Raw genomic sequence first — 20184 nt, forward strand, 5'->3', positions numbered from 1 at the left:
GGTTCGGATTTATGATTTTGACTTACCGGTCCTACTTCATAAATCTGGAATCATAAATCTGAAAGATATGAAGATAAGAGCAATTATTGTTTTAACCCTGATCGCATGCGGAATAGTATCTGCTATCTCCTACGTGAAGGCAAATCGGGTATCCACCAACGAAAAGGCTATCATAGAAGCCATCCAGACAAAAAATACCCCGGCATTGATCCAGTCGCTTATCACCCGGATGAAAAACCAACTGGAGAAAGACGCCGACACATTCCCCGAACTGATCAAAGAGATCGAGACTTATGCCGGTACATGCCCCGATTCTGCATCCGTGGCCGTACTCCACTCCATGATTGCGGAGATGTATAACAACTATTATATGCAAAACCGTTGGAACATCAACCAGCGGACCGAACTGGCAGGCTACGTCCCCGATGATATCCGGGAATGGACTTCCAACCTTTTCAAGGAAAAGATCAAACAGGAACTGACACTATCTCTCCAACCGGCGCAGTTGCTGCAACAGACACCGGTCAGCCAGTATAACCTGATCCTGAAGAAAGGAAAAGACATGCCTCAACTTCGTCCTACCCTATATGATTTCCTTGCTTTCCGGGCGATCGACATACAACCGTCTGCAATATGGTACGAGGATCTGATTGCTTTCCGCCGGACACAACCGGATAAGAAAGCATTATTACTGGACGAACTGGACTACTGGCAATATAAATACGACAACCAGGCAGCAAATACGACCGACTACCGAAACGCGTTGGACAGCCTATATAAGGTATATGAAAAAGAACCGTTTGCCGCCGAAATACGAATTGCCGGCATGAACCTTCTCCAACGGGAACGCTATCAAGGCAACAAGGCTCATCAGGATTCCATCCAGGCGCTCATTTATACGCTTTGCAAAGAAAGCATTGCACAATATCCCAAATACGACCGGGTTAACATTTTCAAGAACCAACTGAACGAAATGGAAACGCCGGTCTTGAATATCCAATCCGACAACAATGTGTATCCGGGCAAGGATCTCACGTTGCAAATCAAGTATGTCAACACGCCTCAATTAGTTGTGCGCATCTACAAAAGCCTTCGCCAACCGGAAGATGCCTGGCGGAGTTACTACAAGAACAGTAAAAGCATGCGGGGAAAGCTGGTAAAAGAGGTCACATTCAAGATGGATCTCGCCAATTCATACACCGAAGCCGATTCCACACTGACCATTCCGATGGACCAATTGGGATTGTACGAATATGTGATTACGGTTCCCGGTAGACAACTGTCCGTTTCCAACCGTTTCAGCGTCAGCCGTCTGGCAGCCCTTACCCGTAGCCAGACAAACAATTCGGAAGTACTTGTCACCGACCTCGAAAGCGGCAAACCAATCGAAGGGGCGACCGTCATCTATTACAAAACCAATATGATGAACGGAACAATCCAGCCTCAGGGAGAAGTCAAGACAGACCGGTTAGGGATCGCCGTCCTTCCCACCCAAAAGAAGATCGAACACATACGTCCGGTATTCCGCGAAGACACCTCTTCCATCATTACAAATATATATCCGTACGGAACTTCCCGCTCCGACCAGAAAAAAGAAAAAGTCGATTTGTCGCTCTTCACCGACCGGGGCATCTACCGGCCGGGACAAAACGTATTCTTCAAAGGAATCGCTTATGTAAAAGATACGGACAACCCGCATGTAGTGGCCGGACGAACCTATACCGTCACCTTGCGGGATGCCAACTACAAAGAAGTGGCCAGCAAAGAATTCAAGACAGACCGGTTCGGTTCCTTCAACGGAGAATTTACCATCCCGGCACAGACCTTGAGCGGAAACTTCACGCTTGTTTCGGAGCGGACCCGCACAAACATCCGGATAGAAGAATATAAACGCCCGACTTTCAAAGTCAGCTTCCTGCCAATCCAGGAAGAAGTCTCCTTCGGCCATCCTGTGAAGATCACAGGTGAGGCGCAGACTTTCTCCGGTATCGACCTCCAGACCGGCGAGGTAAACTGGACAATCACCCGCCGCCCGTTCTGGGCACGTTTTTATATGCCGGACCCGTTCGACTTCACATACAAACAGGTTGCGAATGGAACGGCAAAGATTGACAACAAAGGCAATTTCACGATTTCCTTCGTACCCGAACGGCCGGGAACTTCGGATATGCGCCCTGCCTTCCAGAGCTACGAAGTAACGGCAACCCTGACCGACAGCAAAGGAGAGACACAAGAAGCAAGCTATACATTCTCCGTCGGCGATACAGGTATCCTATTGGATATCCAAATGCCCGGACAGGAAATGGAAAGCGATTCCGCCAAAGCAGTGATAACGGCCTATACGGTGAACAGACAGAAAACATCTGCGGAAGGAAGTTACACGATTTACTCCCTGTCGGACGAAAAGCCGGAAAAGGATATGTTCGGTGCAGACCGGTACAAAATCAATGAACTGGTAGCTGTGGGAACTTTCATAACGGGAGACGAAATATCACCTACCGTATTCCGCAAACTTCCCGCCGGACGCTATCGTCTGGAAGTGAAATCGACCGACTCTAACGGGAAAGAAGTTTCCGCCAATCAAGACTTCATCCTGTACAGCCGCCGGGACAAACGACCGCCCGTATTTATGCACACCTGGCTGATTAATGAGCACACGACCTGCGCTCCGGGAGAAGAGGCTGCGTTCATATTCGGGACCTCCGACAAAGACACCCATATATTATATGAAGTATATTCAGCTACCAACAAGTGTATGGAACGTAAACAGATCCGGTTGAGCGATGAAAACCGGACATTCCGCATTCCGTTCAAGGAAACGGACGGGGAAGGTTTCACCGTGTCTTTCACGTTTGTCAAAGACGGCAAGGCGTATGTGACGCAAGTCCCGGTCTACCGCCGCCAGCCGGACCGGAGATTGACGATCCAAACCGAGACATTCCGCGATCATTTATTGCCGGGAAGCAAGGAAAACTGGAAATTCCGTATTACGGATGCAGATTCCTCGACTGTCTCCGCAGAGATATTGGCGAGCATGTACGATGCTTCATTGGATAAGCTGTTGCCTTTCAAGTGGTCGTTTTCTCCTAAAAGAGATATTTACCTACATGCACCGCGCTTCTCGGAAGGAACCGCATTCACAAACAGTAGCCGGTACGAAACAGGAGACCGGAAAGGATTGAACGTCCCGCAATACCAATACGACCGCCTCGACTGGCAAGGCGTTTTGTCGTTGGGATATCGCTACGGACGCAGCAACCAGGTCTTTGCAACCGGAGCCGTCATGAAATCGGCAGCCGCCCCGGCTGTAGCCGAAGTTCTCAGCATCACCGACGACAGTGCGCCGTTGGAAGAATCGGCAATAAAAGCGGACCAAGGTGTCGCTAATATCATTGCAGAAGAAGAGGTGGAAGAAAGCGGAAAACCTTTCTTCCCGAATAACTCGATCGAACTTCGTGAAAACTTCGCCGAAACCGCCTTCTTCTATCCGGCATTAGTGACCGACGAAGCAGGCGATGTAGCGTTCAGCTTCACAATGCCCGAAAGCAACACGACCTGGAAAATGCAACTGTTAGCACAGACGGAAGACCTGAAATACGGCTACCTGTCCCGCGAGATCATCACCAATAAGCCGTTGATGGTAACTCCCAACCTACCGCGTTTCCTGCGTCAGGGCGATGAAGTGACCATCACGACGCAAATCAGCAACCAGTCCTCCGCCACTATGGACGGACGCGCCAGCCTGGAACTATTCGATCCGGACAACGACCAGCCGGTGATCTGCCTCACCAAATCGCAGAAACCTTTCACCTTGGGGGCAGACAGCACCACGACTGTCAGTTGGTCATTCAAGGTTCCGGCCTCTGCGGCCGGCGTCATCGGTTGCCGTATCGTGGCCGATTCGGATAAAGGAAGTGACGGCGAACAGCATTTAATCCCGGTTCTTTCGAACGAGATATTAGTGACGGAAAGCACCCCGTTCTACCTGTTCGACAAGAGCGAAGAAGTGATCCGCCTGAAAGACAACAAAGGTATCCGACCATTCCGCACGACACTGGAGCTGACCGCCAACCCGATCTGGTATGCCGTACAGGCGCTGCCGACTCTCACCCAACCGGAAAACGACAACGTCATTTCCTGGTTCGCCTCTTATTACAGCAATACGTTGGCAAGCTACATCGCCACCGCCCACCCCCGCATCCAGCAGGTCATCAGCCAATGGAAAGCACAAGGCGGAAACGCCTCTACGCTCTATTCCAACCTGGAAAAGAATGCAGAACTGAAAAACATCCTTCTACAGGAAACACCCTGGGTATTGGAAGCGGACAATGAAACGGAACAAAAACAGCGTTTGTCCCTCCTTTTCGATCTGAACCGGGCAGCCGGACAACGGGAGATCGCCCTCCGCCATCTTCTCGACCTGCAAACGCCGGATGGAGGCTGGGGATGGTTCAAAGGCATGTATCCGAGCCAGGAGATCACGCTTTATATTTTGAAAGGGATGAACCAACTGACCGAGTTGAATGCTGTCGAATATAACCAGCAGGAAAAAGAGATGCAGATAAAAGCCCTGACATTCGTGGACAAACACATCCAGTCCGATTATGAGGCATTACAAAAGATCAAGAACTGGCAGAAAAATGAAATTTCTCCATTGGAAATCGAATACCTGTTTGTCCGCAGCCAGTACCGCGACATCCCTGAGTTAGGTTCGGCACGTGAAGCGATCCGCTACTACACGAACCTGGCGGAAAAACAATGGAGCAAACAATCCATCTATGGAAAAGGAGAAATAGCGTGGCTCATGTGGCGCAACGGGAAGAAAGAAACCGCCGGTAACATCCTTGCCTGGTTGCGTAAAACAGCATCCACTTCAGCAGACAAAGGCATGTACTGGGCAAACAACCGGAGAGGGGAAAACTTCTTTGTCTCCCCGATCGACACCCATTGCCTGCTGATGGCTCTCTTTAATGAAGTTTCGCCCGACAAACAGAAAACGGACCGGATGAAACAATGGTTGCTCAGCCAGAAGCAGACACAGAACTGGGAATCCGTCCCGGCTACGGTCAACGCAATTTATGCTTTACTCCTGACAGGTAGCGACTGGCTGGACGCCAACAACACCTGTACCGCCAAGTGGGGCAAGCAAACATACAGCACCACAACCGGAGAATCGGCCACCGGCTACCTGAAAGTAACCGTATCGGATGAAAAAAGAATTGCATCCGAAGGAAATTCCATCTCCATCCGGAAGGAAGGAGCAGCGCCTGCGTGGGGAGCTGTCTACGAGCAATATTTCCAGAATATCAACGATGTGAAAAAGCAGAAAGGTATCCTGAACGTAGAAAAGAAGCTATTCGTAGAAACGAATAACGGAACGGAACAACAACTTCGTCCCGTCACCCCGGATGAACCGCTTCGTGTCGGCGACAAAGTGACCGTCCGCCTTGTGGTCCGTACCGATCGCGAAATGGATTATGTCTTCCTGAAAGACCTTCGTGCCGGCTGCTTTGAACCGGCTGCCCAACTTTCCGGTTCTGTCTACAGGGACGGAGTCGGGTATTACCAGTCGCCGACAGATGTTTCGGAGAATTTCTTCTTCGACCGCCTGCCCCAGGGGACTTTTGTACTGGAATATGCCGTATACGTGTCACGCACCGGTGAATATGCAGGCGGAATCAGTACGATCCAATGCCTCTATGCGCCGGAATTCGTCTCGCATACGGAAGGAAACATCGTCAAGGTGGATTAAGCGAAGCTCCCGGCAGAAGACAACGCATGTGCAGCCAGCCCCGCCGGCTCCCGGCGAAGATAGCTGCACGTGAATCCGGTCCTGCTGGCTCTCGGCAAAGCCGGCTGCATGTGAATCTGCCTCCGCTGGCTCCCGGCAAAGCCGGCTGCATGTGAATCTGCCTCCGCCGGCTCTCTGCGGAACCAGCTGCATGTGAATCCGGCTCTGCCGGCTCCCGGCGACGGTAGCTGCACGCAAATCCGGCCTCCCCGGCTCCCGGCGGAAGCAGAATTTTATTTTTTAAAGAAACTAATTCAGTAGTAAACATTATCTTTGCATTCTAAACAATAGCTAAATAAAAAGAGAAGATGAAACAGATTATTTTTATTTTCATGGCGATCCTGTTGGCAACAGGAATGGCATCAGCTCAGAACAAGGCTGTAATCTCGGCAGATGAAACCTCTTTCGATTTCGGAACGATCAAGGAAGCGAACGGCAATGTGTCGCACACTTTTAAAATAAAGAATACAGGCGAAGCACCGTTGGTCCTGACACGTGTCATCGCCTCTTGCGGCTGCACGACACCGGAATGGACCAAAGAACCGATTGCCCCGGGTAAAACAGGCGATATTAAAATCACTTACAACCCGAAAGACCGTCCCGGCCCCTTTGTCAAGACTATTTCCGTATACAGCAACGGGAAAACCGGTAGTTTTATCCTGACAATCCGGGGAGAAGTAGAATAATAACAGGAAAACTGAACGATAAAGAATGTTGAACAGAAACAAACTGGTCTTTATTCTTGCCGGTATACTGTTTGCAATAAGCAGTATATCGGCACAAAATAACGCCCAAATCAGTGCAGACGAGTTGATCCATAACTTCGGAACGATAGGGGAATCCGATGGATTGGCAAGTCACGTATTTACGATCAAAAACACAGGTAACGGCCCGCTTGTCATCACGCGGATCACGGCATCCTGCGGCTGCACGCAGCCCGAATGGACCAAAGAGCCCATCGCTCCGGGAAAGACCGGAGAAGTAAAAGTAACCTACAACCCGAAAGGACGTCCCGGCCCTTTTTACAAAACTATAGCGATCTACAGTAACGGAAAAAAAGGCAGTTTCTCCTTAGGTATCAAAGGAAACGTAACCCCTAAAGAAGCTCAACCCATACTGATTTATCCGTATAGCATCGGCGACCTGAAACTGCAAACAAAAAATATTCTTTACAGCACGATCCGCCCCGAAGAAACATTGGGAGAAAAGATCAACCTGATCAATGAAGGAAAAACATCCCTGAACATCCATTTAGGAAAAACGCCTCATTATCTGAACGTCGTAGCCAATCCTACAAAACTGGCTCCGGGTGAAACAGGCGAAATATCCATCCTGATGAATGCGAAAGAGGCAAAACGGAAAGGCCGCATGACAGCCGAAATTCCGGTAACGGTCGAAAGTATCGGTCAGAAGAAAGGAACAGAAGGCAAACTGCATGTTGCAGCCAATATCATAGACGACTTCAGCAAACTGACTGCCTCGGAGAAGGCGAAAGCTCCGGTAGCCCAGCTATCGGGCACCTTGCTCGACTTCGGCAAACTGCCCGATAAAAGCAGCTTTATCCCGTTGGTCGGCGGAAGGGTGAGCGGGACGATCGAAATCACCAACTCCGGGAAATCGCCGCTTGTCATCTATAGTGCGACCTGCGATGACGAACGTGTCGCTGTTTCCGGCGGCAAAAGAGAAATCAAACCGGGCACGACAGCCACTTTCAAAGTGACAGTACGCCCGAAAGAGATAAAAACAAAACTGGAAGCCCTCATCAATTTCGTATGCAACGACCCGAACGGTCCGGTACGGCTTGTGAAGGTAACCGCCAATAAATAACCAATTGTCTAAAATGATGGAACATCCCGAAAACGACGATCTGTACAGAGGATTAAAGGTGAACAAAGGCGTAGCCGATGTGCCGACGGTAAATCCTTATCTGAAAAGAAGGATTCAACGTAAAGAATATACGCCCGCCGAATTTGTGGAAGGCATACTGAAGGGGAACATTACGATCCTCAGCCAGGCAGTGACGCTGGTGGAAAGCTCCAAATACGAACACCAGCAAGTGGCACAAGAGATTATCGAAAAATGCTTGCCACATGCAGGAAAGTCGGTCCGCATCGGTATCACCGGCGTGCCGGGCGCCGGTAAAAGTACCTCGATCGATGCGTTCGGTATGCATCTGATAGGGGAAGGACGTAAACTGGCCGTGCTGGCGATCGACCCCAGCAGCGAGCGCTCGAAAGGCAGCATCCTCGGCGATAAAACCCGAATGGAGGCCTTGTCCCGTGAAAAGAACGCTTTCATCCGCCCTTCGCCATCGGCGGGTTCTTTAGGTGGCGTTGCCCGTAAAACACGCGAAACGATCGTGCTCTGCGAAGCCGCCGGGTTCGACACGGTATTTGTCGAGACAGTCGGTGTCGGACAAAGCGAAACGGCTGTCCACTCGATGGTCGATTTCTTCCTGTTGATCCAGCTTGCCGGTACCGGAGACGAACTGCAAGGCATCAAGCGCGGCATCATGGAGATGGCGGACGGGATCATCATCAACAAGGCGGATGGCGACAACCTGGAAAAAGCGAAACTGGCAGCCGCGCAGTTCCGTAACGCCCTGCATCTCTTCCCGGCTCCCGAATCAGGCTGGTTCCCGAAAGTATTGACCTATTCGGGTTACTACAACCTGGGGATTAAAGAAATCTGGGACATGGTCGGAGAATATATGGAATTCACCCGAAAGAACGGTTACTTCGATTACAAGCGCAACGAACAGGCCAAGTATTGGATGTACGAAAGTATCAACGACACGCTCCGCGAAACGTTCTACCACAATCCGGCGGTAGAAAACATGTTGAACTTCACGGAGCAACAGGTATTGAATAACGAGATCAGCTCGTTCGTTGCCGCCAAACGGATGATGGATCTGTTCTTGGAGAATCTGTCTGCAAAGAAATAAATATAAACACACAATACCGGTCTTATCCGGTTCACGAGTGTCTCAAAGGCTCATTTTGAGGCACTCGTTTTTTATCTGAATTATCATGGAAAAGAAAAAACTTATACTGCTATTGCTAAGTTGTGCGGTAATCACGGAGGCTCATGCAGCCTACCAAGGCCGCGTGTATGTAGACTCCAACCGGAACGGAATCTACGACAAAGGAGAGAAAGTCTTAAAAGACATCCGGGTTTCCGACGGATTAAACGTTGTCAAAACGAATGCCGAAGGTCTTTACACACTTCCCGGACACGAACGGGAACGGTTTATCTTCATCACCACTCCTTCCGGCTACAGGACAGACAATCAATATTACCGGCGGATCAACGGCACAGGGCAAACATACGATTTCGGCCTGCAAACCTGGAAAGGACGCATCAGGCCGGATGGCAGCCACAAGTTCATCCATATTTCCGACACCGAGATATTCAACACGGAGAACCAGGAAGACTGGGCGAATAACGTCCGGGATTATGCAGCCAATGAGAACATCGCATTTATCATCCATACCGGCGATATCTGCTATGAAAACGGATTGAAGAACCATATCCATCTGATGAACACGTCGAACATGGATTGCCCGATGTTCTACTGTATCGGCAATCATGATCTTGTAAAAGGAAAATACGGGGAAGAAGTTTTTGAAAATGTTTACGGCCCGGTCTATTACTCCTTCGACTTCGGGAATGTCCACTATGTCGTTACCCCGATGGCAGGAGGCGATCATCAGCCCGGCTATACAAAAGAAGACGTTTACCGCTGGCTGAAGAACGACTTGGCACAGGTTCCGGCCGGAAAACCAATCATGGTGTTTAATCACGATTTGCTGACTTCCGGGAACGAGTTTGTTTTCGGTATCGACGGAAACGAACAGATCAACCTGAACGAACATAACCTGAAAGCCTGGTTATACGGGCATTGGCATAACCATTTCGTTCGCAAACAAGGAGAAGTATTAACGATATCGACAGCAACGCTTGACAAAGGAGGAATCGACCACTCGACTTCCGCCTTCCGCGTGGTGGACGTAGACCGGAAAGGAGATATCCGGACCTCCCTTCGCTATACATATATAAATAAGTCCATTGAAATCGCCTCGATCGCGAATGAGGCATGTGCAATGACGGCAGACGGAAAGGTTCCCGTATCGGTCAACACATACAATGCGGTTGCTCCTGCCGTGCGTGTCACTTATAGTTGTGCCGTGGACGGCAAGATTGTCCAGCCGGAAACACAGCTTACTCAAAATACAGATTGGAACTGGTCCGGAAAGGCCAATCTCCCGGCAGATTGTAAAGGCAAACGGGTTTTCATAACAGCAAAAGCGTTGTTCGACAATGGAGAAATAACAGTCAGCCGTTCCTCATTTTTGTACCAGCCGGAAGAGATTGGCGAAACTCCTCAACTGGCGTGGATCCGGAATGTAAATGCCAACCTTTACTTTTCATCTCCGGTCGTTGCCGGTGGCAACGTGTATGTCGCTTCTCTCGATGAGGATTTGAAGGGAGAAGGCGCGATATTTGCTCTGGATGCAAAGACTGGTGAATTACAGTGGAAGTATCCGGTACGCAACTCCATCAAAAACACGATTGCCGTTGACGAAGGGACCGTCTTCGCACAAGATGCGGAAGGTTACTTATACGCCATCGACGCACAGACGGGCAAACTGAAATGGGATATAAAGATGAATGTCGCCGGCCTCCCTGTCCTTGTAGACGGACTGACAGCCGCCAATGGCATCGTCTATGCCGGAAGCGGAAAGGCATTCGGGGCCTATAACGGGAAAACGGGCGAAGCTGTCTGGCTGAACAAAGGCTGGCCGCAAGGAGAAGCCACGACATCGACTCCCCTGCTGATAAACGGAGTTGTTGTTTCAGGTGCAAACTGGCGAGGCTTCTACGGCAACGATGCACAAACGGGAGAATTGCTTTGGAAACTCGATAAAGACGGGATCACGGACAGAGGCGCAACACCGGCCTATGCCGGCAACCTGCTTTATGTCGCTTCGCGCCAGTCTTTATTTATCATCGACAGCCGTTCGGGGAAAGTGGTGGTCCGTAAAGAGTTGCCATTCAATGTACAGGTCAACTCCACTCCATTAATAACGGACAACCTGATTATGTTCGGTACACAAACGGACGGTCTGGTAGCACTCGATCGTGAAACATTTGAAGTCAAATGGAAAGCTCAAACTTCACCGGCCCTGGTTTATACTGCTCCTTACTCCCGCCATCCCGCCGCTACGATCGAAACAAGTCCCCTGTTTGTCGGAGGAACGGTTTATTTCGGTGCATCCGACGGCATTATCTATGGAGTCAATCCGGAAAACGGGCAAACGGTCTGGAAACACAAAACGGGCGCACCTCTGTTCTCGACATTGGCAACAGACGGACGCATGATCTTCGCTACCGACTTCGGAGGCAATGTTTATGCATTCAGGTGTAACGGATCATTATAGTCGGACAAGGATATAAAAAGCCCCGCGAAACTCTTCCGCAGGGCTTTTTATATCCTTGTCAAGAACAAATCAAATGGAAGAAATACGCAACGTATTCAACAGATCACGATTGATCGGTTTGTCATTCTTGATTGCTTTCGAGAAAGGAACATACACGATTTCATCATTTTGAATTCCCATCATCACATTACGCTGGTCGTCCAGCAATGCATCGACTGCGGCAACTCCCATGCGGGTAGCCAAAATACGATCCTGCGCTGTCGGCGAACCACCACGCTGCAAATGTCCCAAAATCGAAACACGCACGTCGAACTGCGGATATTCCTTCTTCACACGTTCGGCAACGCCCATAGCGCCACCGGTCACTTCACTTTCCGCAACAAGAACGATACTGCTGTTCTTCGACTTACGGAAACCGGTTTCGATCATCTCGGCCAACTGGTCTTTCTCCACCGATATCTCCGGAATGATAGCCGCTTCCGCACCCGACGCAATCGCACCGTTCAAAGCCAGGAATCCGGCATCACGCCCCATCACTTCGATAAAGAACAGACGGTCATGGGAAGTTGCCGTGTCACGGATTTTATCGACACATTCCATGATTGTATTCAAAGCCGTATCATAGCCGATCGTGATATCCGTACCATACAGGTCATTATCGATCGTACCGGGCAGGCCGACAATCGGATAATTAAATTCCTGTGCAAAGATGCGGGCGCCGGTCAACGTCCCATCCCCCCCGATGGCAACCAAAGCATCGATGCCGTGCTCCATCAGTTTGTCGTAAGCCTGCTTACGGCCTTCCGGTGTCTTGAACTCTGCACAACGGGCCGTCTTCAGGATAGTACCGCCGCGCTGAATAATATTACTTACATTCTGAGTCTTGAAATTTTCAATTTCGTCGGTTATCAAGCCCTTGTATCCACGATAGATACCTTTAACGGACATTCCGTTGTAAATAGCGGAACGTGTCACTGCACGAATAGCAGCGTTCATTCCGGGAGCATCACCTCCGGACGTTAAAATGCCAATACACTTAACTGCAGACATAGCGTCTTATATTTTATATGTTCGCGGCAAAAGTAATAATTATTTGCCAAAAAGCTGTCTATTTTCCAAAACTTCATCAAATCTTAACCCGAAAGGTCAGCGGTTGGCATTCAACCCACGGATACGCACAGCCACTTCCTCCATCAACCACTTCGGGGTAGATGTGGCCCCACACACCCCGACACTGCTCACCCCTTCCGGCAACGGCTCGGTAATTTCCTTCGCTTCCGAGATAAAGACCGTATTCGGATTTGCCTTCCTGCATTCTTCCAACAGCATCTTGCCATTGGAACTTTTCTTTCCGGCAACAAAATACACCCAATCATGCTTGGAGGCAAACGTCTTGATGTTCGGCAACCGGTTCGCCACCTGGCGGCAGATCGTATCGAAATACTCGAACTGAACTCCGTTCGCAATACGCCGCCGGATTTCAGCCACCACTTCACGGAAGCCGTCCAGCGACTTGGTCGTCTGTGAGAAGAGGCAGATATTCCGGTTAAAATCCAGCCGGTCGAGATCCTCCACCTTCTCGATAACGACAGCAGTACCTTCCGTCTGTCCGACCAGGCCGTTTACCTCGGCATGCCCTTTCTTTCCATAGATCACGACCTGCGTATGGCTGTCGCGCGTATCCACATAGCATTTATGTATCTTACGCTGCAATTGGAGCACCACCGGACAGGTCGCATCCACGATCGTGATGTTGTTCCGCCGGGCGATCTCGTAAGTCGACGGCGGCTCGCCATGCGCCCGAAGCAAGACCTTTTCGCCTTTCAGGCGGGTAAACTCGTCGTGCTCGATCGTCCTCAGGCCCGACGTTTCCAACCGTTCCACTTCCAGACTGTTGTGCACGATATCTCCAAGACAATACAGCCTGTCCGTATTTTTCAATTCACGTTCGGCACTTTCGATAGCTGTCACCACCCCGAAACAAAAGCCGGAACCTTTATCTATCTCGACTTCTATCATAATGAATCCGTCTCCACTACTTTTTCATACTGTTCCAACAGCCAGGCCTTCTGTTCGGCAATCGTCAGATGCGAGTTATCCAGCTCCAGCGCATCGTCCGCCTTACGGAGCGGGCTTTCGGCACGCGTCATATCGATATGGTCACGCGTCTTGACATTTTCGAGGACTTCTTCAAAAGAAGCCGCCTCCCCTTTGGCTTTCAGTTCGTCCAGACGCCGTTGGGCACGCACTTCCGGGCTGGCAGTCACATAAATCTTCAATTCGGCATCCGGGAATACAACCGTACCGATATCCCGGCCATCCATCACGATCCCTTTCGCTTTTCCCATCTCCTGCTGCTTGGCAACCATCGCACGGCGCACAAAACCTAAAGCGGCAATCGGGCTTACCCGGTTGGCGACTTCCATTCCCCGGATCTCTTTTTCCACTTTCACCCCGTTCAGATAGGTATCGGGGCGTCCGGTTTCCGGGTTAAAACGAAAAGAGATATCGATGTCGCCCATCGAATCCTGCAACTTCTTTTCATCGATTCCCCCGTCCGCAAAGAATCCATGTTGCAGGCTGTACAACGTAACCGCCCGATACATCGCTCCCGTATCAATATAAGTATATCCCAACTCCTTTGCCAAATCTTTTGCCATCGTGCTCTTCCCGGTAGAAGAGACACCGTCTATCGCTATAATAATCTTTTTCATTGCCATATATATTAATGTAAAGGAGTTGCAAATATACAACAGATTATTTTCCTTCCCTTTATAAATTATCCTATTCATCCTTATATTTTATTGTTTTCCACATAATTCATTAACCGTCCGCTTGCCGGCGAACGATCTATAAGTTATGGCAAAGATGCTAATGTAAGGTGAGTTCGATATAATCCAATAAATTATAACAAGAGTAACCGCATCAAAATTTTCCAAGGCTGTGATCTTCATACGAAGTTTTCTGCAAATCATCTGTCACTCTATCACTATGAAGATTGTATCCGTTGATATTCAAACGTTAGTAGCAATGATACATGACGTTTTCATCTATCACTCATCTATCACTCCTAAAACATGGTATTTCTATCATATAATTGAGAAACAGTACATTGTCTTCTTTCGCTTTTGAAAAAGCATATCAAACAATCAAATAAACAAATGTAAAAACGAATATAATAGGTGTTAAATTGGCTGAATACGGTTCTTCATTCCACAAAAGCCATCTCTTTTTTAGCAAAGGACAAGCACATAATCCCGTAAACACCCCCATGTCGCCACCCTTTACACCCGGGTGTGCCGGCTCTCTACACCCGGGTGTAAAAAGGGGCAACAGGGGGATGTCCGGCAACTAAAGCACCTTTCCGGGCCATGAGAACTACTTGGTTTTACATATTTTATAGTCGTTTTTACATATAATAATCGAATGATTTGCAGGAGTGAGAATAGGGCGCTTGTTGTTTGTGTTATTTACAATACACTCATATACAAGTATTTACAAACAGAATATATGTTTCCCCACCAAATTACCTGTGATAGGGCAGTGACACTGTAGTGATAGAGAAAACAGGCATGTATCACTAACAGAACAAGCTGAATATCAATAGGTAAAGAGGAATAAGTGACACAGTGACAGATGGAATGGGAAAAACGTAAGGTCAAAAAGCCGGATTTATTCAGAAATCGCTGATCGTAGTGGAAATGCTCAGCATCATGGAAAGAGCCGATGGATGATATTTGGCTACGGAAACGCCTACATCGAACATCTTGATCCGCACACCGGCTCCACCCGAGAAACCGGCAAGGGCGTTCCCACCCTGCAATTTCATGTCCAATGCCGTTTTAGGATTATATCCTATGCCCAACCAAAAGTTGTCGGAAGGAACATAATCGACACCGATCACCAGATGCTTTACAAAGGATTTGAAAAAATTATCCCCCGTATATTCCTTGTCGTAATCGTCCACATAGTCGACCTTCCACTTCGTCAGGTACTGCGCAGTAAGCGACAAGCGGATCGGCGCATGCGCCATCTGTTTGGTGATCCCCATCTGGATATCCCAGGGCATTTTCTGGCGTTCGTCCTCGTAGGCCTTCAATTGCGCCCCGATATTCTTGAAAGCAAAGCCGAAAGAAAATCCTTTCTCAGAATCATAATAGCTCAAGCCGGCATCGACAGCCAGGCCGATCGAGGTATAATCGCCGATACCCGAATACAGAAACTTCAACGAAGCCCCGCCCCGCCATCGCTCGGAAAGGTCATACGAGAAGAAACCGTTCACACTGATGTCCTTTGCCGTAAAATCTCCCGTCGGAAGGCCTTCCTCCGACATTCCCCGTATCTTTCCCTGGCTGAAAAACGAAGCTCCCACACCCCAGGCGCCTTTTTCTTTGTATGCCTTGGTAAAGAGGGCACTGCCGACATTGATATCCGATATGTAATTCAGGTAATTCAGATTGACCATCTTATCCATCTCGGCTCCCAGCAAAGCGGGGTTGTGGAAAATCAGGGAAGGATCCCGTTCGATCAATGACATCGTATTGCCTCCCATCGCATTGGCTCTTGCCGAAGACGGATAGCGGAGAAAAGTATATCCGGTATCGCCGGTTTGCCCGGCAACAGCCTGTAACAGGAAGGAAAAGAAGAGTATAAATAGAATATTTCTCATATTTCTCAGGTAAAATGCCTACAAAGATAAATAAATGCAGAGATATACATCCCAATTACAGAAACGGGAAAAAGCCCAAAAAGGTATATGGGAGCTATTATTTTTATTCCCAGTCAAAAAAAAAGTAAAAATAGCGTATATTTAATACGAATTGTTCGGATTTAAAAAATAACTCCGTATATTTGTCGCAGAAGAAAAACACATCTTTAAACACTAAGAGATATGGAAGTTAAGAAATCACCGAAAGCGGACCTGGAAAAAGGTAAGACGATGGGTATCCTGATGGGTATGATCGTCGGACTTGCAGTACTGTTCGTTGGCTTCGAATGGAGCGACCGTGAAATCACAATCGTCCAGAATGAGGGCGTTGCTGATATCATCGCGGAAGAAGAAGTTGAAATCACGAGACCGGAGGACACGCCTCCCCCACCTCCTCCACCCCCAGCACCTGCTGTGGCAGAAGTATTAACCGTTGTAGAAGATGACGTCAAGTTGGATGATGTCGACATCGTTTCTTCGGAAGACGATGCCTCTTCGGCACAGGTTGAAGCTTATACTCCTCCCGCAGTAGTTGAAGAAGAAGAGGAATCCTCACAGCAGATTTTTACTGTTGTAGAAACAATGCCTGAATTCCCCGGCGGACAAGGCGCTTTGTTGCAATACCTGTCGAAATCAATCAAATATCCGGTTATTGCCCAGGAAAACGGTATTCAGGGTCGTGTATCCTGCTCGTTTGTGGTTAACAAAGACGGTTCCATCGTAGACGCAGAAGTTATCCGTGGTGTTGACCCGTCACTGGATAAAGAAGCCCTCCGTGTGATCAACGCCATGCCGAAATGGTCACCGGGTAAACAGAGAGGTAAACCCGTACGTGTTAAATACACAGTGCCTGTTACATTCAGACTGCAATAATAACATGTAAATAGTACGAAAAGGCTGCTTCCATCGCAGCCTTTTTTATTTAAACAAAGATTCTATGTTCGCATTTAATGATATCCTACAGAAGATAGAGCAGGAAATTGCTCAACTTCAATTCACCTGTCCTCCCAAAAGTCTATACGACCCGATCGAATACATACTTTCACTCGGTGGAAAAAGAATCCGTCCGGCACTCGTATTAATGGCATGTAATCTATATCAGGAAAATATAGATGCAGCAATCAAGCCGGCCTTAGGACTTGAAGTATTCCACAACTTCACCCTTCTGCACGACGACCTGATGGACGAAGCCGATAAAAGAAGAAACAAACCGACGGTCCATAAGGTATGGAACGCCAACACGGCCATCCTCTCAGGCGATGCCATGCTGATCGCGGCCTATCAACTGATCGGCGAAACCAAGTCCGAGGCATTAAAAGAGATATTGGACCTGTTCACCCGCACGGCACTTGAGATATGCGGCGGACAGCAGTACGACATGGAGTTCGAATCGAGAACGGACGTAACGGAAGCGGAATATATCGAAATGATCCGGTTGAAAACAGCCGTACTGCTTGCCTGCGCCTTGAAGATGGGAGCCATTATGGGAAATGCGCCGGAAGCCGATGCCGAAGCGCTGTATCAGTTCGGTATCAATATCGGCCTGGCTTTCCAATTGCAGGATGACCTGTTGGATGTTTACGGTGACACCGCCACTTTCGGCAAAAATATCGGAGGGGACATACTCTGCAACAAAAAGACATTCATGCTGATCAATGCATTCCGACTTGCTTCGGACGCCCAAAAAGCGGAACTGGACAGCTGGATCGGCAAAAAGACATTCGATCCGGCAGAGAAAATAGCCGCCGTAACAGCTATCTATGACCGCCTGCGGTTAAAAGAGTTGTCCGAAGAAAAAATACACACGTATTATGACCTGGCCATGAACTGCCTTGACTCGTTAAGCGTAGCTCCCGAAAAGCTAAACATACTGAAAGGAGTCAGCGCCCGTTTAATGAATCGCCAATCTTGAAATGAAACTGATCGACACACACAACCACCTGTATTTGGAGGACTTTGATCCGGAGCAGGAACAATTGGTCAGCGCGGCAAAAGAGTCGGGCATAGACGCCCTGCTCCTTCCGAATGTCGACACGGCCACCATCGGGAGGATGCATGATTTATGCGACCGCTATCCGGATTTCGCCTACCCGATGATGGGATTGCACCCGACCAGCGTGGACGAAAACTATGCCAATAACTTGAAGGCGACAGAGGCATGGCTCGGAAAACGCGCCTATTGCGGAATCGGGGAAATTGGCATAGACTTGTATTGGGACAAAACATTCCTGAAGGAACAAAAAGAAGTATTCGAGGAACAACTCAGATGGAGCATCGATCTCAATCTGCCGGTTGCCATCCATACCCGCGAGGCATACCCGGAAGTTTTCGACTCTTTATATAAGGTAGGAGCCGACATGCTCACCGGAGTCTTCCACAGTTTTACCGGTAATGAAGCAGAATTGGCTGAAATAAATAAACTAAAAAATTTCAAAATCGGAATAAATGGAGTGATTACATTTAAGAACTCCCGCCTATCGGAAATAATCCGTCAGACAGACATCGATAAAATAGTATTGGAAACAGACGCGCCTTACCTCGCTCCCGTCCCCTATCGGGGAAAAAGGAATGAGCCGGCCTATATCTGGAAAACGGCTGAAAAAGTAGCCCAGACCTATGGACTGACGCTCGAAAAGACCGTTGAAACAACACGGATAAATGCTCTAAAACTATTTAAAATCGAGAATAAACCAATATCATGAGATATTTTCGCGCGTATTCAAAATTTATCCGCCAGATATTGTGCATATATCAAGCAAAAACTATAGATTTGTGCACTGAAACGTTTGGATATGCGATTTTTTTCGTATTTTGCACCCGTTTTAGAAAAGCGGTGGCTTGTTTTTGGAGAGATGCTCGAGTGGTTGAAGAGGCACGCCTGGAAAGCGTGTAAACCCCTAAAGGGTTTCGCGGGTTCGAATCCCGCTCTCTCCGCTTTAAGATACCATGACGATTATTAATAACAAAAAAATAAAAACAAATAAGAGAATTATTAATCTTAAAAATTAAACACACAATGAAAAAGTATTTCGCAAAAACGTTCATGAGTTTATGTGCTCTTGGAATCTCTTCTGTAGCATTCGCGCAAGAAGCTACCGAAACCGCTGTTGAAGGTGGCATGTACCAGGCTTTGAAGACTAAGTTTATCGAAGGTGGTGCCGACTTCATGAGTTTGGTTGCTATCGCATTGATTTTCGGTTTGGCTTTCTGCTTGGAAAGAATTATCTATCTGAACTTGGCTGAAACTAACTCCAGCAAATTGCTGAAAGGTATTGAAGAAGCTTTGGATAAAGGTGATGTAGAAGGCGCAAAAGCTATCGCTCGTGATACAAGAGGTCCTATCGCATCTATCGCTTATCAGGGTTTGATGAGAATCGATCAGGGTATTGACGTTGTTGAAAAATCTATCGTTTCTTATGGTGGTGTTCAGGGTGGTCTTTTGGAAAAGAACATGTCTTGGATCACATTGTTTATCGCAATGGCTCCGTCATTAGGATTCTTGGGAACTGTAGTAGGTATGATCATGGCGTTCGACAAAATCGAACAGGTTGGTGATATCAGCCCGATGGTTGTAGCAGGTGGTATGAAAGTGGCCTTGATCACAACTGTAGGTGGTTTGATCGTTGCACTGATCCTTCAGGTATTCTATAACTATTTGCTGAGCAAACTGGAAGCAATCCTGAACCAGATGGAAGATGCTTCTATCACATTGCTGGACTTAGTTATCAAATACAACCTTAAATTCAGAAAATAATAAACAACTATGGCAGTTACTAAAATTAGAAAAATGTCCAGTTGGACACTGCTGATAGTTTCACTTATCAGCCTTGTCGTACTGGGTCTGTTCTTCGGCGGAGGCGTATCGAATCCAGGCGAAGAAATGAAAGAATATGTAAATACCGGCTTGTTGATCAATTGGACAACAGGATTATTCTTTATCACGATTGCTTGCATGGTATTGTTTGCAATTTGGCAGTTTGTCACTTTATTGACATCAAATCCTAAAGCTGCTGTTACTTCATTGATTGTCGCAGTAGCTTTCATTGCAATGCTGTTCATAACTTATTCTATCGGAGATGCAACTCCGTTAGGAGGAATGAATGCCGATTCTCAAAAATATAACACAGCTGGTTGGCTGAAAATTACAGATATGTGGATTTGGTCTACAACAATCCTGTTAGTGTTAATCGTTGCTTGTGTTGTTTGGGGTTCTGTAAAAAGAATGATCAGTAAATAATAGTAAT

At 48.1% G+C, this 20184-nt stretch carries 15 protein-coding genes and 1 tRNA gene; 11 read left to right on the forward strand and 5 right to left on the reverse strand.

Annotation, left to right across the window (positions count from 1 at the left end):
- The first annotated feature begins 67 nt into the window (after positions 1–67).
- Positions 68–5752, forward strand: coding sequence for an alpha-2-macroglobulin (locus RDN79_RS12210; RefSeq protein WP_298549648.1), 5685 nt, complete (start codon positions 68–70; stop codon positions 5750–5752).
- On the opposite strand, the gene RDN79_RS12215 is transcribed toward RDN79_RS12210, so the two are convergent.
- The gene (locus RDN79_RS12215; RefSeq protein ID WP_298549650.1) at positions 5739–6059 is read right to left on the reverse strand and encodes a hypothetical protein; all 321 of its coding nucleotides are present in this window, start codon (positions 6057–6059) and stop codon (positions 5739–5741) included. The genes RDN79_RS12210 and RDN79_RS12215 overlap by 14 nt on opposite strands.
- A 40-nt stretch (positions 6060–6099) precedes the next feature.
- Between RDN79_RS12215 and RDN79_RS12220 the strand changes: the two genes are divergently transcribed.
- The 4 genes from RDN79_RS12220 (at position 6100) to RDN79_RS12235 (ending at position 11232) form a co-directional block, all read left to right on the forward strand.
- Positions 6100–6477, forward strand: coding sequence for a DUF1573 domain-containing protein (locus RDN79_RS12220; RefSeq protein ID WP_298549651.1), 378 nt, complete (start codon positions 6100–6102; stop codon positions 6475–6477).
- A 25-nt stretch (positions 6478–6502) separates the two neighbouring features.
- The gene (locus RDN79_RS12225) at positions 6503–7618 is read left to right on the forward strand and encodes a DUF1573 domain-containing protein (protein ID WP_298549653.1); all 1116 of its coding nucleotides are present in this window, start codon (positions 6503–6505) and stop codon (positions 7616–7618) included.
- 16 nt (positions 7619–7634) lie between these two features.
- Positions 7635–8735 carry a methylmalonyl Co-A mutase-associated GTPase MeaB gene (gene meaB, locus RDN79_RS12230; RefSeq protein WP_298549685.1) on the forward strand — a complete coding sequence of 367 codons (1101 nt, stop codon included), beginning with the start codon at positions 7635–7637 and terminating at the stop codon, positions 8733–8735.
- Positions 8736–8820: 85 nt separating this feature from the next.
- Positions 8821–11232: a PQQ-binding-like beta-propeller repeat protein gene (locus RDN79_RS12235; RefSeq protein WP_298549654.1), complete on the forward strand. Its 2412-nt coding sequence runs from the start codon at positions 8821–8823 to the stop codon at positions 11230–11232.
- Between the two features lie 69 nt (positions 11233–11301).
- Here the strand turns inward: RDN79_RS12235 and pfkA are convergent, their stop codons facing one another.
- The 4 genes from pfkA to porQ all read right to left on the reverse strand — a co-directional run bounded on the left by pfkA (position 11302) and on the right by porQ (position 15901).
- Positions 11302–12282: a 6-phosphofructokinase gene (gene pfkA / locus RDN79_RS12240; RefSeq protein ID WP_298549655.1), complete on the reverse strand. Its 981-nt coding sequence runs from the start codon at positions 12280–12282 to the stop codon at positions 11302–11304.
- Positions 12283–12378: 96 nt separating this feature from the next.
- Positions 12379–13251, reverse strand: a complete 873-nt coding sequence (locus RDN79_RS12245; RefSeq protein ID WP_298549656.1) for a 4-hydroxy-3-methylbut-2-enyl diphosphate reductase — start codon at positions 13249–13251, stop codon at positions 12379–12381.
- A complete protein-coding gene (gene cmk, locus RDN79_RS12250; protein WP_298549657.1) occupies positions 13248–13946 on the reverse strand; it encodes a (d)CMP kinase in 699 nt (232 codons plus the stop codon). The genes RDN79_RS12245 and cmk overlap by 4 nt, the downstream gene beginning before the upstream one ends.
- 962 nt (positions 13947–14908) lie before the next feature.
- Entirely contained in the window at positions 14909–15901 is a 993-nt protein-coding gene (gene porQ / locus RDN79_RS12255; protein WP_298549658.1) for a type IX secretion system protein PorQ, read from the reverse strand.
- 222 nt (positions 15902–16123) lie between these two features.
- On the opposite strand from porQ, the gene RDN79_RS12260 reads away from it, so the two are divergent.
- From RDN79_RS12260 to RDN79_RS12285, 6 genes are all read left to right on the forward strand, one after another.
- The gene (locus tag RDN79_RS12260) at positions 16124–16813 is read left to right on the forward strand and encodes an energy transducer TonB (RefSeq protein ID WP_298549660.1); all 690 of its coding nucleotides are present in this window, start codon (positions 16124–16126) and stop codon (positions 16811–16813) included.
- A gap of 64 nt (positions 16814–16877) precedes the next feature.
- Positions 16878–17852 carry a polyprenyl synthetase family protein gene (locus tag RDN79_RS12265; RefSeq protein ID WP_298549661.1) on the forward strand — a complete coding sequence of 325 codons (975 nt, stop codon included), beginning with the start codon at positions 16878–16880 and terminating at the stop codon, positions 17850–17852.
- Between the two features lies 1 nt (position 17853).
- Positions 17854–18642, forward strand: coding sequence for a TatD family hydrolase (locus RDN79_RS12270; RefSeq protein ID WP_298549662.1), 789 nt, complete (start codon positions 17854–17856; stop codon positions 18640–18642).
- Between the two features lie 144 nt (positions 18643–18786).
- A tRNA-Ser gene (locus tag RDN79_RS12275) sits at positions 18787–18874 on the forward strand.
- 82 nt (positions 18875–18956) lie between these two features.
- Positions 18957–19694 carry a MotA/TolQ/ExbB proton channel family protein gene (locus tag RDN79_RS12280; protein WP_298549663.1) on the forward strand — a complete coding sequence of 246 codons (738 nt, stop codon included), beginning with the start codon at positions 18957–18959 and terminating at the stop codon, positions 19692–19694.
- 9 nt (positions 19695–19703) lie between these two features.
- Complete coding sequence (locus RDN79_RS12285; protein ID WP_298549664.1) at positions 19704–20177, forward strand: hypothetical protein; 474 nt, start codon at positions 19704–19706, stop codon at positions 20175–20177.
- Positions 20178–20184 lie beyond the last annotated feature (7 nt).

The sequence above is a fragment of the uncultured Parabacteroides sp. genome (genome assembly GCF_902493135.1).
Taxonomy (GTDB): domain Bacteria; phylum Bacteroidota; class Bacteroidia; order Bacteroidales; family Tannerellaceae; genus Parabacteroides.